This is a genomic window from Nocardia colli (assembly GCF_008704205.1).
In the GTDB taxonomy this organism is placed as follows: Bacteria; Actinomycetota; Actinomycetes; order Mycobacteriales; family Mycobacteriaceae; genus Nocardia; species Nocardia colli.
This window is the reverse complement of the sequence record NZ_VXLC01000010.1, coordinates 1-13469: the sequence shown is the minus strand read 5'-3', so window position 1 is coordinate 13469 and position 13469 is coordinate 1. Positions and strand designations below refer to the sequence as shown.

Genomic DNA, 13469 nt, shown 5'->3' with positions numbered 1-13469 from the left:
AAATCAAGAAGCGTGCGTCTCGGCGAGGATGCGGCGGAGGAAGCGTTCGACGGCGGCGCGGTACCGCTCGGGCTGATCGTCGTGCACGAGATGGGCCGCGCCCGGGACCAGTACATGCTCGGCGTCGGGATGCGTCTCGGCCATCTGCCGCATCTGGCCGGGCGGGGTGATCGTGTGCTCGCCCTCGAGCAGCAGCGCGGGCACCCGGATGGCGTGCCACTGCGGCCAGAAGTCGCGACTCCCCCATTCCTCGGAGATGTCGCGGAACGTGGCGACCGAGCCGTGCAGCCGATACCCGTCCGGCCCGTGTTCGAACGAGTTCAGGAAGTACCGCCCGGCGACCGGCCCGAAGAACTTCAGCACCGCGTTCGCGTCCGGAAACGGCTGCGGCCACGCCTCGATCATCGCCGCCCAGTCGGTCGCCGTCCGGCCGGTGAAATCCGGGGCGATGTCCTCGATCACCAGCGCCCGCACCCGATCGGGGTGCGTCGCGGCGAACACCCAGCCGTGCAGCGCGCCCATCGAATGCCCGATCACCACCATCGGTTCGGTGATGCCCGCGGTCGCGGCGGCCAGATCGGCGACGAACGCCTCGGTGGTCAGCTCGTCCGGCGCCGGCCTGCCGTGCCCGGCCGCGTCGAAGGTGTAGACGTGCCCGTAGTCGCGCAGCCAGTCCAGCTGGTCGTGCCAGGTCCGGGCGCTGCCCATCAGCCCGTGCAACAGCAGGATCGGCACGCCCGCTCCGCCTTCGTCATGCAACACCCCGCCGATTCTGCCGGGCCGGGCCGACAGGTGCGCACAACCCCCGATACGGCCCATACCGGGCACTCGCTCGCGGGTCGTATTGTCGAGCGCATGGCTGTTGTGAAGATCAACGCGATCGAGGTTCCCGAGGGCGCGGGCCCCGAGCTGGAGAAGCGGTTCGCCCACCGGGCGCACGCGGTGGAGGGCTCACCGGGTTTCCTCGGTTTCCAGCTGCTCCGGCCGGTCGCCGGGGACAACCGGTACTTCGTTGTCACCCAGTGGGATTCGGAAGAGTCGTTCACCGCGTGGCGGGACGGCCCGGCCCGCGAGGCGCACGCCGGCGAGCGGCAGAAGCCGGTGTCCACCGGTGCGTCGCTGCTGGAATTCGAGGTCGTGCTGGACGTGGCGGCCAAGCCCGCGGGCTGACGTGAGCACCCGCGCCGGGCGGGCCAACCGGCCCGGCGACTCGCCCGACGCCGGGGCGCGACCGTGCCGGTCGTGTTGACGTCGGGTGCCTCCAGGTGTCACAGTTCGAATGACAAAACGCGAGGGTGATGCGGTAATTCGGTGAAAATCCGGAGCGGTCGCGCCACTGTGTTCCATGCACCGAGTCCCTGGGTGCCGGAAAGCCAGACACCGGCATCTTCGCACCCCATTCGACGGGACGCGCATCCCTAGGAGGACCGCATGGCTATCGCGCATTCGCCGAGCCGGGCAAACGAAACTCTGGCCACTGTGCTCGTCACAGTCGGTGTCGTTCTACTCGCACTGCTCACGCTGTACCTGGTCGGCTTCGACCAGGGCGTCATCTCGCGCAGCGGGATGTACATGCACGAGCTGATGCATGACGGACGCCACCTGCTGGGGCTTCCGTGCCACTGAGCTCACCCGATGCACTTCCCCTGACCGGTTCCTTGAAGGCCTTGCTGCTGCGTGGCCTGCTGGCCGGTCTCATCGCGGGTCTGCTGGCCGCGTCGGTCGGCTTCTTCGTCGGTGAACCGAAGATCAATGCCGCCATCGCCATCGAGGAAGCCAATTCCGCGGCGGCGGAGCACGCGCCCGGCGCGGAAGCGGAGGCGAGCGGCGGCCATTCGCACGGCGACGAGGAAGAGCCCCTGGTGAGCCGCACCGGGCAGAAGGCGGGACAGTTCCTCGCACTCGGCCTGGCCGGTCTCGCGCTCGGCGCGATCTTCGCCTCGGTCGCGAACTTCGCCCGGCGCTACAGCACGCTGTCCGGGCCGAAGCTCGCGCTCGCGCTCGGGCTCGGCGGCTGGGCCGCGATCGTGGCGGTGCCGTTCTTCAAATATCCGGCGAACCCGCCCGCGGTGGGTGATCCGGAGACGATCAATCAGCGCACCCTGCTCTGGGTGGCCGCGGTACTGCTCGGCCTGGCGGCCGTCGGCATCGGCGTGTACGTCTACAAGCTGCTGCGCGGCCAGCTGAGCACCGTGCGACTGATCGGCGGGGTGGCCGCGTTCGTTCTGGTCACCATCGCCGGCTACGTGCTGCTGCCCGGCGTCAACGAGGTGAAGGCGGACTTCCCGGCGGCGCTGCTGTGGCAGTTCCGGGCGGCCTCGCTCGGTGAGACCGCGACGCTGTGGGCCTGCCTGGCCCTCGGCTTCGCCGCGCTCAGCGAATTCGCCACGCGCAGTGATACTCCGGTACGAGAGTCGATCGCTACCGCGGGCTGATCCGCATCCGCGAAACGAGGGGCAGTGTCGGTGTCATGACCGGCACTGCCCTTGCGCAACCACCGCGCCCTGTCCTCGTCGCGTTCGCCGGCCTGGTGGTCGCGCTTCTGGCCGGGGTGGCCGAGGCCATCGAACAGTCCGCGCTGCTGCTGGAGCGCGACGAGGTCGACGTGGCCGGCCTGGCCACCGGACTCACTGTGCGCCTGGGGATCTACCTGGTCGTGCTCCTCGTCGCGATCCGGATGACGCACGGCGCCCGCTGGGCCCGGCTCCTGCTGACCTTCGGCATCGGCGTGATCGGCCTGCTGTCGCTGATCATCGAACCGCTGGCGGCGCTGCTGTCCGCGGACCGGTTCGGCGACCTGTTCGCGCACCTCAGCATCGAATCCGTGGTGATCGGCCTGTTCCGCACGATCCACGTGGTCGCGGTGCTGATCGCGATCCCCGCGATGTATCACCCGGCCGCCCGCCGATTTTTCCGCCGGGCCTGAACATTTCGCACCAGTACATGGCTCCCCGCACACCCGAGGGATGTGCGGGGAACCAAGCAACTATGCGAGGGCCGCGTCCAGCAGGATGTGGTCGACGCCGGACAGGGCCTTGCTGACCGGGCAGCCGGCCTTGGCCGCCTCGGCCGCCGCGGCGAACGCGTCGGCGTCGATGCCGGAGACCTTGCCGCGCACGGTCAGCTTGATGCCGCTGATCCGGAAGCCGCCGGCCGGGTCCGGGCCGAGGGTCACGTCGGCGCTGACGTCGAGGCTCTCCGGGGTGCCGCCCGCATTGCCGATCTGCGCGGACAGCGCCATCGCGTAGCAGGACGAGTGCGCCGCCGCGATGAGCTCCTCCGGGCTGGTGGTGCCGTCGGCGTCATCGGCCGAACGCTTCGGGAACGACACGTCGTACTTGCCGACGCCGGAGCTGGCCAGCTCGACCTGTCCCGACCCCTCCTGCAGAGTGCCGGTCCAAGCAGTACGCGCGGTACGTGTAGGCATCACGGTCCTTTCGCTGATTATTGGATGCAGCCCGAGCTTAGCCAGCCGACCCCCGCACGTCTCGAGGTCAGACTAGAGCGCCGTATTGGCAAGGCCGGCGGCGTGGCGGATGGGCTCGCCACCCGACCGCTCGCACGAAAAGCGTTGCCGCATCGGGTCACTCGGGATTGGTGACCCGGGCCAGCACGATGCCACCGATGATCAACGACAGCGCGAACACCCGGCCCGCGCTGAGCGGATCCTTGTTGAACACGATGCCGAGGCCGATCGCGCCCACCGCGCCGATGCCGGTGAAGATGGCGTACGCGGTGCCGACCGGCAGCGTCTGCATGGCCCTGGACAGCAGGTACACCGCGGTGACGCCGAGCACGAAGCAGAGCACGGTCGGCCACAGGCGGGTGAAGTTCTCCGTCGGTTTGATGCTCTGCGACCAGACGATCTCGACCAGCCCGGCGATGCCGAGGACAACCCAGTTCATCTCAGTACTCCTTTGCCAGACTGCGTGCGGACTCGATGGCGAGCGCGTACGACTCGTCGTGCTTGTCGCGCAGGTGGGCCAGCGCGGGATCCTGCCGGGCATTGGCCAGCTCGGCGTTGACGAAAACCGTGTCGTACACGGCGAAATGGCCCGCGAAGAAGTCGCGCAGGTAGCGCTCCTGATAGTCGTACGCGGCCTTCGGCGCACCCGGCGAGTACGCGCCGCCGCGGGCGGTCGCGACGACGAAACGGCGGTGGCCCAACGACATTCGCGGGAAGGTCACCTGATCCAGCCAGGCCTTGAGCGCGGCCGGAATCGAGTAGTTGTACATCGGGGTGCCGATCAGGATGACGTCCGCGGCCAGCACCTCGGCCAGCAGCGGCTCGACGATCGCCCACGCCGCGGCCTGCTCCGGCGTGCGCACCAGCTCACCCAATCGGTCAAGATCCGTGGTGGCCTGCGCGAGCACCGCGTCGCACAGCTCGGTCCACGCCTCGTCGATGAACGGCACCGGATCGGCCGCGAGGTCCCGGTAGCGGTAGCTGCCGTCCGGGTTGTGCACCCGCCACGCGTCGGCGAAGACGGCACTCACCTCGCGGCTGATCGAACGGGTACGGGCGCTCGCGTCCAGGTGCAGCAACGTTGTCATGACGAACCTCTCGAATGAACTGGACATAGCGTCCATTTACTGACGGGATCGACTGTATCGACAACTGGACACGTTGTCCACTTACCGTTGAACTCGGGTACAGTCAGCGGCATGACCAGGCACATGGATCTGCTCAGCGGGCAGACGGCGGCCCCGCCGGAACGCGCGGACGCGGCGCGCAACCGGGCCAAGGTGCTCGCCGCGGCGGCCGAGCTGTTCGCCAGCCGCGACCCGCGCACGGTGACGATGGACGACATCGCTAAGGCGGCCGGTGTCGGCCGCGGCACGCTGTATCGCCGCTACCCGGATACAAATTCGATCGCCGTCGCCCTGCTCGACGAACACGAACGGGCATTGCAGGCGCAGTTGATCGGTGGTGAACCGCCACTCGGGCCGGGAGCGCCACCCGCGGAACGGCTGGCCGCGTTCTACGCCGCGATGGTCGAATTGCTGGACGCGCACGCCGATTTGGTGCTCGGCGCGGAAATCGGCGGGGCGCGGTTCGCGACGGGGTCGTACGGGTTCTGGTTCGCTCATGTGCGAGCGCTGTTGCTGGCGGGCGACATTCGGGAACCGGACGCGTTGGTCGATCCATTGCTCGCGCCGCTGGGCGCCGAAATCTACCAGCAGCAGCGCAGCCGCGGACTGACCTCGGCACAGATCGCCGATGCCCTGCGCGACCTCGCCCACTCTATCCTCGGCAAGACGCGCTGAAAGCCGTCGGCGTTTGTCCGCCAACGGCTTTCAGCACCAGCCGCTCACACCAGATCGCGCCGGCGCATCAGCCACAAGGTGCCCGCCACGAAGAGCGCGATGTAGCTCCCGAGCATGATCAGCGACTCGGTGCGGGACAGAATGTCGAGCACACCGGGCGTTCCCGCGCCGACCGTCCGCATCGCCCCCGCCATGGAACCGGCCGCGGTACCGGGCAGGTGGTCGGTGATCACCGCGATCGGCGAGAAGATGGACGCCACGCCGCGCAGCAGGTTCTCCACCACCAGCACCCACACCAGGCCGAGACCGACGGCCAGCGCCGGACCGCGGGCGATGGTGCCGATCAGCGCGCCCGCCAACGTCCACATGCCGAGAATCGCGATCCCCGTGAGGATTCCGAGCGCCGACTGCTGCAGAGACGGCAGCGCCAACGTCTGCGACTGGGTCGCGCCGATCAGCGACGCCACCCCGATGTCCACGACGAACGCGGTGAGTACCAGCCCGGCCACCACGACCACCAGGCTCACCAGTACCCCGCCGACCGCGCTGATCCGCGACGGCCCCTGGGTGAACACGGTTTTCCAAGTGCCCCAGCCATATCCGCTGCCGGTGGTCAGCGCGCCGAGCACCAGCATCAGCGCGCCGCCGAACATCGCCATGCCCTGGGTGAACACCTCCGGCACCGCCGCGGGCAGCATCTGGTGCAGCAGCGCGTCTTTCGGCAGGCCGTTCGACATTCGGCCCGACTCGCCCGAGGTGTAGGCGAGATAGTTGAACAGATAGGAGAAGGTGAGGTTCAACAGGATCCAGGTGCCGAGGATGATCCAGAACGCCGGCCACTTCCGCAGCCGCAGCGCCTCCGCCTTCGTGCTCGCCCACAGGTCGTTGATGGTCATTTCGCCACTTCCAGCTGAGTCATTTCGAAAAACACTTCTTCCAGGGACTTTTCGTCGATTCGCAGTTCCAGCAGATCGGCGCCGGCCGCGACCACCGCCCGGGCCACCGCGGGCGCGGTGCCGTTGCCCGCCTCGATCCGGATGCCGCTCGAGGTCAGCATCGCGGCCCGCTCGCCGACCACCTCGCGCACCGCGGGGAACGCGATCTCCATCGGTTCGGCCCGCAGCAGAAGCGATGAGGCGCCGCGCAATTCGGCCACCGTCGACTCCACCAGCAGCTTGCCCTGCGAGATCACGCCGACCCGATCGCAGATCTCCTGCACCTCGCTGAGCATGTGGCTGGACAGCAGCACCGTGTGCCCGTCGGCGGCGAGAGTGGTGATCAGTTCCCGCATTTCGGCCATGCCCTGCGGGTCGAGACCGTTGGTCGGCTCGTCCAGGATCAGCAGGTCCGGCCCGCCGAGCAGGGCGGCGCCGACGCCGAGCCGCTGCTTCATCCCGAGTGAATAGGTGCGGAACTTGTCGTCGGCCCGGCCGGCCAGGCCGACACGGACCAGTGCCGCTTCGACCTCGGCGGTGCCGATGCCACGGTATTTCGCGAGTACTCGCAGGTTGTCGCGGCCGGACAGGTACGGATAGAAGCCCGGACCCTCGATGAGCACGCCGATCCGGCGGACCACCGCGGGATCGCCCGGCGCGTGCCCGGCCACCGTCGCGGTGCCGTCGCTGGGCCGGATGAGCCCGACCAGCATGCGCAGCGTGGTCGTCTTGCCCGCGCCGTTCGGACCGAGGAACCCGTAGATCTCACCGGCCGCGACGCTCATGCTCACAGCGTCGACGGCGGTGTGCGCGCCGTAGCGTTTGGTCAACCCTCGGGTGACCACGATCGAATCTGTCATGCACCGAGAATCCGCTGCCGACCAGGTCCGCCACATCCGTCGCGCGGCGACGTTCGGTGTACGTACCGCGGACGACGACTGACGTCCGCGCGGTCGTTATGGTCGAAACAGGCGCGGCACGACAGCGGTCGTGAAGGCGTCGAAGACGCTACTGTCTGTGAACACAACAACTGATTTCGCATGTACATGGGTAACTCGCCGGGCACGAGCTAACTCGCGCACAAGGGAACCGCCGGCCGCCGACGTCACTGACTCGGCACTTGTGTCTGGCCTGAATACGCGGAGAGGCGGATGAGCATTTCGAGTCGAGGCTCGCTCGGATGGGACTGGGGTGTGGCGCTGGTGGTCGCCGCGCTGCAGATCGTCGGCGGCACATTCGCGAATCAGAGGATGGGTGACAATTCGCTCGACGTCCTCGGCTACCTGCTACTACTCGCCGGGCCGGTGGCGTTGATCTGGCGGCGGGCCCGGCCGGTGCCGGTGCTGCTCGTCGCGCTCACCGCGTGCATGGCCTACCTGGCGCTCGGTTACGGCTACGGGCCGATCTTCTTCTCCTTGGTGATCGCCTTCCTGACCGCCGCGAGCTCCGGATCCCGCTGGTGGACTTACCCGCTCGTGCCGATCGGCTATCTCGTGCTGGTCTGGCCGGTGCCCGCGCTGTTCGGCCGCGGCGCCAACGTGTGGCAGATCTTCGCGCTGATGGCCTGGCTCACCGTGCTGCTGTGCGTGGTGGAGGGCATTCGGCAGCGCAAGGCCGTGTTGCAGGCGCGCAGGCAACGCGCCGAGGCCGCGCGCCGCGACGAGGAGGCGCAGCGGGAACGGCGGGCCAGCGAGGAGCGCCTGGCCATCGCCCGCGAGCTGCACGACGTACTGGCGCACAGCCTTTCGCTGATCAACGTGCAGTCCTCGGTGGCGCTGGAGCTATTCGACAAAAAGCCCGAGCAGGCCGCCTCCGCGCTGGACGCGATCAAGACCGCCAGCCGGGACGCGCTCGCCGAGGTGCACACGCTGCTGCACTCGATCCGCACCGGCGGCACTGTCGCGGGCGAATCCGCCGGTGCCGAAGACGAATTCAGCGATGTCGAGCAGACCGCGCCCAGCCGGCGTCGCCCGCGCGGCTGGAGTGGACGCAATTCCGCTGGCGCCGAACGTGTTTCGGACGACGATTCGAACCGGGCCGGCGGTGAATCCGCCGAACCCGAGACGCGACCGGCGGCGCCGCGCAATCCCGCACCGAGCATCGGCGACCTGGACACCCTGCTCCAGCGCGCCCGCGCGGCCGGCTTGTCGGTGAGCACCAAGATCATCGGTGCGCCGCAGCAGCTGCCGAGCGTGATCGACGTGGCGGCCGCGCGCATCATCCAGGAGTCGCTGACCAATGTGGTGCGGCACGCGCCGGGCGCGGAAGCCACGGTGAGCGTGCGCTACGCGGCGCAATCGGTCGACATCACCGTCGACAACGCCCGCCCGACCGCACCGGTGACCAGGACCGGCACCGGCGGCGGCAACGGAATCATCGGCATGCGCGAACGCACCCACGCGCTCGGCGGCGCACTCACCGCGGGCCCGCGCCCGAGCGGCGGATTCCGGGTCGCGGCGCGACTGCCGTTGCGGCCGATGGAACCGAGCGAGCGCAGGCCCGCGCCGAGCCGCACCGAGGACACCGTCCGCCCCGACAACGTACGGCAGATCCGGCCCGGCGACAAGGCGCAGCAGTCCAGCGCGCCCGGGGCGCAGTAGGAGGCGTCGTGACCGACATCCGGGTCCTGGTGGCCGACGATCAGGCGCTGGTGCGCGGCGGCTTCGTGGCGCTGCTGGAAGCCCAGGACGGCATCGAGGTGGTCGGCGAGGCGGACAACGGCGAACAGGCCGTGCGGATGACCCGCAGCCTCACCCCCGACGTGGTGCTGATGGACATCCGGATGCCGATCCTCGACGGCCTCGCCGCGACCAGGATGATCGCCGAGGACGCCGAGCTGGCCGAGGTGAAGGTGGTCGTGCTGACCACCTTCGAACTCGACGAGTACGTCTTCGAGGCGATGCGCTCCGGCGCGACGGGGTTCCTGGTCAAGCACACCGAACCGGCCGACCTGGTGCGCGCGGTCCGCGTGGTCGCGGCCGGTGACGCGCTGCTCTCCCCCGGCGTCACCCGCCGCCTGATCGCCGAATTCTCCGCGCACGCCAAGACCCCGCCGCCCGCAACGCTTTCCGAGCTCACCGACCGCGAGCGCGAGGTGCTGGTGCTGGTCGCCGAGGGGCTCACCAATGCCGAGATCGGCGAGCGGCTGTTCATGAGCCCCGCCACCGCCCGCACGCACGTCAGCCGGATCCTGATGAAACTCGGCGCCCGCGACCGCACCCAATTGGTCGTCATGGCCTACGAATCCGGCGTGGTGCGCCCGGGCTGGCAGTAGCTACGCGCCGCCCGGATTCGCCTGTTCGCGCTCCGCGTCGGTGAATCCGCGGCGCAGCGCGTCGGGCCGGGCGGTCTGCAGCCGGGCCGAGCTGGCCGACGCCGCCCGGAACACTCCCGAAACACCCTGCGGCGCAGCGGCATAGGTGATCGAGTTGTTCGGGTCGAAGCCCATCTGGGCGCCGATCGCGACCGCGTCCATGTTCGCGCCGAGGAACAGGAAGTTCCAGTTGTAGACGTCCTGCTGCTGGGTGATCAGCGATTTCACCGCGGTGTGCGACCACTCCCGGCTGGAGTTCTCGTGGCCGTCGGTGAGCACCACGACGATGACCGTGCCCGGGCGTTCGGCTTCCGGCCGCTTCGCCAGTTCCGCACCGACGTCGGTGACCAGCCGGCCCACCGCGTCGTAGAGCGCGGTCATGCCGCGCGGATGCAGGTCCAGCGGCGGCACCTGGGCGAGCGGGCGGTTGGCGTAGACGCACTCGTATTCGGTGTCGAAGCGCGCCAGCGTCACCTCGATCGTCTTGGGCACGTTGCGCTGCTCGTCGATGAAGGCGCTGAAGCCGCCCTCGGTGTCGGATTTGATCGACTGCATCGACCCGGAACGGTCGAGCAGTACGGCTATCAAGGTCAGGTCTGGATTGGTCATGAGCTACCCCCGGTCGGTTCGATGAACCCCATCCAACGTACCCCCGTATACGCGCCGCGGCGTACGGCAAGCAGCGCCGCGCGACCGATGTCCGGGGGTGGGTCGGCGGCGCAGGCTTTCGGCATGAACATTTCCACGCACCCCGAGGCGATCGCCTTCCTCGCCGACCATTACGACGGCGGCTGGCATCCCTGGCCGTTCTTCTGGATCTTCCCGCTGCTGTTCTGGATCACCTTCCTCACCTTGGCGTTCTTCGCGCGGCGCCGGTTCATCGGCCGGGACAGCGGCGTCGGCGCCCTGCGCACCGCCTTCGCCCGCGGCGAGATCACCGAGGACCAGTACCGCAGCCGGCTCGCCGTGCTGCGCGAGCCGCGGCGGCCGGTCAAATGAGCATGAAATTCGGCATTGTCGTCACCCCGCGTTCCGGGGCCGAATGGGCAAGCGCGGCAAAGGATGCCGAGCAGCGGGGCTATCGGACGATCCTGCTGCCGGACACGTTGAACACGCCGTCGCCGTTCCCGGCGCTGGCCGCGGCGGCCGCGGTCACCAGCACGGTTCGGTTGCGGCCCAACGTGCTTGCCGTCCCGCTGCGCACCGCCGCCGCCACGGTCCGGGAAACCGCTGCGCTGCAATTGCTTTCGGACGGGCGGTTCGAGCTCGGCATCGGTTCGGGCCGGCCGGAGGCGAGTTCCGAGGCCGAACGCCTCGGCATGCCCTGGGGTTCCGCGGCCGAACGCCGGGCGCAGCTGGCCGGCACCATCGCAGCGGTGCGCGCCCAGGTCGATCCGCCCCCGCCGGTCGTCGTCGCGGCCAGCGGCCCGCGAATGCTCGCCGCCGCAGCGGAATTCGCCGATCGCATCCTGCTCGCCGCCGGGCCGCGAGTAACCGAGGCAGAGCTGGCCGACATGGTCCGCGTCGTCCGGGACCACACCGATCGCGACATCCCGTTCAGCCACCAGCTGATCGGCATCGGCGACCGGCTCCCGTACTGGACCAGCACCCGCCTCGGCCTCACCATCGACGAGTTGCGGACCGCAGGCGCGGCAGGCGTCCTCGACGCCGACCCATCCGCCGCCGCAGAGGTGCTCGAAAACCGCAGGGAAAAATACGGAATCGACGAGGTGATCATCCCCGGCGAACTATCCGAAGCCTTCGCCCCCGTACTCGCCCGCTTCGCGACCGCCGATCACTGACCGGCGCTCCGGTGCCGGCGCGGGGTCGGCACCGGAGAGCTGGCAGTGAAGTCAATAAGTCTCGTTGGATGCGGTGGTATCCCACCGCCCGGCGCGAGGGTTCCAGGTGCCGGTAGACAAGGTTCCGTCTAGAAGCGGATCGGCAAACCCTGCGAGCGCGACCAGCGCGGCGTCGAGGCCGTGCAGGTCTGGCGGCAACGAGGTACCGGCGGCTTCTCGCGGGTAGCCCGCATCCCATCCGGATCCAGGCCTGGTGACGACACCGGGCAAGGTCAGGTGATCACGGCGTTGCTGCTGAATCCGAAGTGCCCGTATGGTTTCGGCCGCATCGATGGGGAACCTGTCGATGATGAGCAGCAGGTCGACCAGATCGTGCCAGCGAGTCGACGGCGTGGCATTAGGTCCGTGGACTTCATACATCGCGGCGATCTTGTCCGCAATCTGATCGGCCAGGGAAAGGCAGCGAAACGGCGGAAGGTCGGCGAAGTTGTCGAGCTCGAGCAGCGTTGCCGGTTCGACCTGGTCGACATCGGACGCCAGGGTAGGCCTGATCGAGAGATCGATGGGGAAATGGTGGAGTTCAGTAGCGCCGTAATAGACCGTGGTCACCAATTGTGCGCTGTGCGCAGTGGCGGGGTCGTTCTTTCCTCGGCGCACCTCGAAGGTCAACGGATCGAGATCGCTGGGCGTGGCGCAGAGCTGCTGAAGTTCGGTCACGGCTTGATCTGCGTCGACGTCGATCCGCAGGATGTCGATGTCGCGGCTATAGCGAGCGCCGTCGGCAATGCGTACCAGCAAGCCGCTGCCGCCTTTGAGTACCCAGGGGCTGCCGACGTCGGCGAAGACGCGCCCGAGAAATCTGAGTAGGTAGAACTCGCGGTGGAGCTGGGTGGCTGGTCGACCGGTGGCGCGCGCAACCTGTTTGACCTTGGCGTTGAGCGACATCCGGAAGGCGGACGCCGATCGGCGGGGTTGGTTCAGCATGGTGCCTCGCCGTTCGAGGTAGCACCTTCGGCCGGGCGGTCCTCGGTCTCATACACGGCTGCTGGCTCAGCGGCGAGGTTCGGTGTCGGGCTGAAGTTGCGGGCGACCATATCGCGGATCTCCGCGAGAAGATCTGCCCACTCAGGAGTGGAGGTCAGAGCGCTGATCGCGGCCGCATTGATGCCGTCGAGTTGGGTCGACGGCATCGAGGGCATTGCGGCATGGATGGTCGCCATATCGATGGCGGAGGCAGGAATGCCGGCCTCGACGATGAAATCGCGGACCAGTCCGGCACCATCGCCGGGGCGCTGGCCGTAGCGGTGGGCGTATGGGCGCAGAGCGTCGGCGACCTGGCGGGAGGTGGTATCCCCACTGAGGATCGCGTCTCGGACCACGGTGGCGAGGTGACCGCCGTCGGTGTGGGCAGCGGCGAGATCCACGACGGTGCGCAGTGGGCGGGTGACGGGCAAGCCCTGGACACGGTGCCAGTCGGAACGCTCGAGGGTGCCGACGCGGAAGGAGAGTTCAGGAGTGCGACTGCTGTTGCGCCGCCGAGGAACAGTGAATGTGTGGACGTCGGCGTCGAGGTCGCCCAGGTCCTGCAGGGCCGCGGCCGAGCGATGACTGACCACACCGACCGGCACCGGGTCATTCAGCCGGTCTGCGGCGCCTCGTTTGGGTTCCAGCGCAAGCCATTCCGCGCGAAGCGCTTCGAGCGGGGATTCAGGAGCGCCCGCGAGGCGGTACACACCGTGACGCAGCCGGACCAGCACCCCCCGGTCGGCGTAGCGCTTGAGCCGCATGGGGGTGACACCCCTGGCGACGGCTTGGCCGGTGGTGAGCAGGCCCCACTGGCCCTCCGCCAGGTCGGCGAGGTCGAGTAGCTGCTCGTCAGACATGCACCAATAATATCATCTCTCGGAGCAATAATATCAGTGTTAATGATATTTTTTACGATTGCCTGGTTACCTTATGTGCATCTGCTCGAGAACGAAAAGGCCCGCCTCCCATTGAGAGGCGGGCCTTTTCGGGTAGTGCTTTTACTCGCCGGAGGCTTCCGCCGCGGTGCCTTCTGCGGCGCCGGTCAGGACGACCTCGGGCTTTTCGTCGCCCTTGTCGTCGGCCTTGGTGAGTTTTGTCTTGCCGGTGAAGGTGAACTTGGCGTCT

Annotated in this window: 18 protein-coding genes; 9 read left to right on the top strand and 9 right to left on the bottom strand. The window is 68.4% G+C overall.

Annotated features, from left to right (window positions below; translation table 11 throughout):
• Positions 1–3 precede the first annotated feature (3 nt).
• Positions 4–762: an alpha/beta fold hydrolase gene (locus tag F3087_RS20955; protein ID WP_150403721.1), complete on the bottom strand. Its 759-nt coding sequence runs from the start codon at positions 760–762 to the stop codon at positions 4–6.
• Between the two features lie 93 nt (positions 763–855).
• Here F3087_RS20955 and mhuD point away from each other — a divergent pair, with 93 nt between their 5' ends.
• From mhuD to F3087_RS20935, 4 genes are all read left to right on the top strand, one after another.
• A complete protein-coding gene (gene mhuD / locus F3087_RS20950; protein WP_150403720.1) occupies positions 856–1170 on the top strand; it encodes a mycobilin-forming heme oxygenase MhuD in 315 nt (104 codons plus the stop codon).
• Between the two features lie 261 nt (positions 1171–1431).
• Complete coding sequence (locus F3087_RS20945) at positions 1432–1626, top strand: CbtB domain-containing protein (RefSeq protein WP_150403719.1); 195 nt, start codon at positions 1432–1434, stop codon at positions 1624–1626.
• A gap of 32 nt (positions 1627–1658) precedes the next feature.
• Positions 1659–2435 (top strand): CbtA family protein, encoded by a 777-nt coding sequence (locus F3087_RS20940; RefSeq protein ID WP_396897573.1) that lies wholly within the window; start codon positions 1659–1661, stop codon positions 2433–2435.
• 35 nt (positions 2436–2470) lie between these two features.
• On the top strand, positions 2471–2926 hold the full coding sequence (locus F3087_RS20935; protein ID WP_150403717.1) for a hypothetical protein: 456 nt from the start codon (positions 2471–2473) through the stop codon (positions 2924–2926).
• Between the two features lie 60 nt (positions 2927–2986).
• Here F3087_RS20935 and F3087_RS20930 read toward each other — a convergent pair whose 3' ends face one another.
• The 3 genes from F3087_RS20930 to F3087_RS20920 all read right to left on the bottom strand — a co-directional run bounded on the left by F3087_RS20930 (position 2987) and on the right by F3087_RS20920 (position 4554).
• Positions 2987–3427 (bottom strand): OsmC family peroxiredoxin, encoded by a 441-nt coding sequence (locus F3087_RS20930; RefSeq protein WP_150403716.1) that lies wholly within the window; start codon positions 3425–3427, stop codon positions 2987–2989.
• A 157-nt stretch (positions 3428–3584) separates the two neighbouring features.
• Complete coding sequence (locus F3087_RS20925) at positions 3585–3905, bottom strand: DMT family transporter (protein WP_150403715.1); 321 nt, start codon at positions 3903–3905, stop codon at positions 3585–3587.
• Between the two features lies 1 nt (position 3906).
• A complete protein-coding gene (locus tag F3087_RS20920; RefSeq protein ID WP_150403714.1) occupies positions 3907–4554 on the bottom strand; it encodes an FMN-dependent NADH-azoreductase in 648 nt (215 codons plus the stop codon).
• Positions 4555–4665: 111 nt separating this feature from the next.
• On the opposite strand from F3087_RS20920, the gene F3087_RS20915 reads away from it, so the two are divergent.
• Positions 4666–5268 (top strand): TetR/AcrR family transcriptional regulator, encoded by a 603-nt coding sequence (locus tag F3087_RS20915; protein ID WP_150403713.1) that lies wholly within the window; start codon positions 4666–4668, stop codon positions 5266–5268.
• Positions 5269–5312: 44 nt separating this feature from the next.
• Here F3087_RS20915 and F3087_RS20910 read toward each other — a convergent pair whose 3' ends face one another.
• Both F3087_RS20910 and F3087_RS20905 read right to left on the bottom strand, forming a co-directional pair.
• A complete protein-coding gene (locus tag F3087_RS20910) occupies positions 5313–6164 on the bottom strand; it encodes an ABC transporter permease (protein ID WP_150403712.1) in 852 nt (283 codons plus the stop codon).
• A complete protein-coding gene (locus tag F3087_RS20905) occupies positions 6161–7063 on the bottom strand; it encodes an ABC transporter ATP-binding protein (RefSeq protein WP_150403711.1) in 903 nt (300 codons plus the stop codon). Before F3087_RS20905 ends, F3087_RS20910 begins: the two co-directional genes overlap by 4 nt.
• Before the next feature lie 291 nt (positions 7064–7354).
• On the opposite strand from F3087_RS20905, the gene F3087_RS20900 reads away from it, so the two are divergent.
• Together F3087_RS20900 and F3087_RS20895 are read left to right on the top strand one after the other, a co-directional pair.
• On the top strand, positions 7355–8803 hold the full coding sequence (locus F3087_RS20900) for a sensor histidine kinase (protein WP_223885242.1): 1449 nt from the start codon (positions 7355–7357) through the stop codon (positions 8801–8803).
• Positions 8804–8811: 8 nt separating this feature from the next.
• Positions 8812–9477, top strand: coding sequence for a response regulator transcription factor (locus F3087_RS20895; RefSeq protein ID WP_150403710.1), 666 nt, complete (start codon positions 8812–8814; stop codon positions 9475–9477).
• Here F3087_RS20895 and F3087_RS20890 read toward each other — a convergent pair whose 3' ends face one another.
• On the bottom strand, positions 9478–10125 hold the full coding sequence (locus F3087_RS20890) for a vWA domain-containing protein (protein ID WP_191094081.1): 648 nt from the start codon (positions 10123–10125) through the stop codon (positions 9478–9480). It abuts the gene before it with no gap.
• Positions 10126–10248: 123 nt separating this feature from the next.
• On the opposite strand from F3087_RS20890, the gene F3087_RS20885 reads away from it, so the two are divergent.
• Both F3087_RS20885 and F3087_RS20880 read left to right on the top strand, forming a co-directional pair.
• Positions 10249–10515 (top strand): SHOCT domain-containing protein, encoded by a 267-nt coding sequence (locus tag F3087_RS20885; RefSeq protein ID WP_150403709.1) that lies wholly within the window; start codon positions 10249–10251, stop codon positions 10513–10515.
• Complete coding sequence (locus F3087_RS20880) at positions 10512–11318, top strand: LLM class flavin-dependent oxidoreductase (protein WP_223885241.1); 807 nt, start codon at positions 10512–10514, stop codon at positions 11316–11318. Before F3087_RS20885 ends, F3087_RS20880 begins: the two co-directional genes overlap by 4 nt.
• A gap of 51 nt (positions 11319–11369) precedes the next feature.
• Here the strand turns inward: F3087_RS20880 and F3087_RS20875 are convergent, their stop codons facing one another.
• Both F3087_RS20875 and F3087_RS20870 read right to left on the bottom strand, forming a co-directional pair.
• On the bottom strand, positions 11370–12302 hold the full coding sequence (locus F3087_RS20875) for a nucleotidyl transferase AbiEii/AbiGii toxin family protein (RefSeq protein WP_150403708.1): 933 nt from the start codon (positions 12300–12302) through the stop codon (positions 11370–11372).
• Complete coding sequence (locus F3087_RS20870; RefSeq protein ID WP_150403707.1) at positions 12296–13201, bottom strand: type IV toxin-antitoxin system AbiEi family antitoxin domain-containing protein; 906 nt, start codon at positions 13199–13201, stop codon at positions 12296–12298. The genes F3087_RS20875 and F3087_RS20870 overlap by 7 nt, the downstream gene beginning before the upstream one ends.
• Positions 13202–13469 lie beyond the last annotated feature (268 nt).

Coding starts and splice junctions, on each gene's coding strand:
- mhuD (WP_150403720.1), top strand. CDS start 856: ATGGCTGTTGTGAAGATCAACGCGATCGAGGTTCCCGAGGGCGCGGGC.
- F3087_RS20945 (WP_150403719.1), top strand. CDS start 1,432: ATGGCTATCGCGCATTCGCCGAGCCGGGCAAACGAAACTCTGGCCACT.
- F3087_RS20935 (WP_150403717.1), top strand. CDS start 2,471: ATGACCGGCACTGCCCTTGCGCAACCACCGCGCCCTGTCCTCGTCGCG.
- F3087_RS20930 (WP_150403716.1), bottom strand. CDS start 3,427: ATGCCTACACGTACCGCGCGTACTGCTTGGACCGGCACTCTGCAGGAG.
- F3087_RS20925 (WP_150403715.1), bottom strand. CDS start 3,905: ATGAACTGGGTTGTCCTCGGCATCGCCGGGCTGGTCGAGATCGTCTGG.
- F3087_RS20920 (WP_150403714.1), bottom strand. CDS start 4,554: ATGACAACGTTGCTGCACCTGGACGCGAGCGCCCGTACCCGTTCGATC.
- F3087_RS20915 (WP_150403713.1), top strand. CDS start 4,666: ATGACCAGGCACATGGATCTGCTCAGCGGGCAGACGGCGGCCCCGCCG.
- F3087_RS20910 (WP_150403712.1), bottom strand. CDS start 6,164: ATGACCATCAACGACCTGTGGGCGAGCACGAAGGCGGAGGCGCTGCGG.
- F3087_RS20905 (WP_150403711.1), bottom strand. CDS start 7,063: ATGACAGATTCGATCGTGGTCACCCGAGGGTTGACCAAACGCTACGGC.
- F3087_RS20900 (WP_223885242.1), top strand. CDS start 7,355: ATGAGCATTTCGAGTCGAGGCTCGCTCGGATGGGACTGGGGTGTGGCG.
- F3087_RS20890 (WP_191094081.1), bottom strand. CDS start 10,125: ATGACCAATCCAGACCTGACCTTGATAGCCGTACTGCTCGACCGTTCC.
- F3087_RS20885 (WP_150403709.1), top strand. CDS start 10,249: ATGAACATTTCCACGCACCCCGAGGCGATCGCCTTCCTCGCCGACCAT.
- F3087_RS20880 (WP_223885241.1), top strand. CDS start 10,512: ATGAGCATGAAATTCGGCATTGTCGTCACCCCGCGTTCCGGGGCCGAA.
- F3087_RS20875 (WP_150403708.1), bottom strand. CDS start 12,302: ATGCTGAACCAACCCCGCCGATCGGCGTCCGCCTTCCGGATGTCGCTC.
- F3087_RS20870 (WP_150403707.1), bottom strand. CDS start 13,201: ATGTCTGACGAGCAGCTACTCGACCTCGCCGACCTGGCGGAGGGCCAG.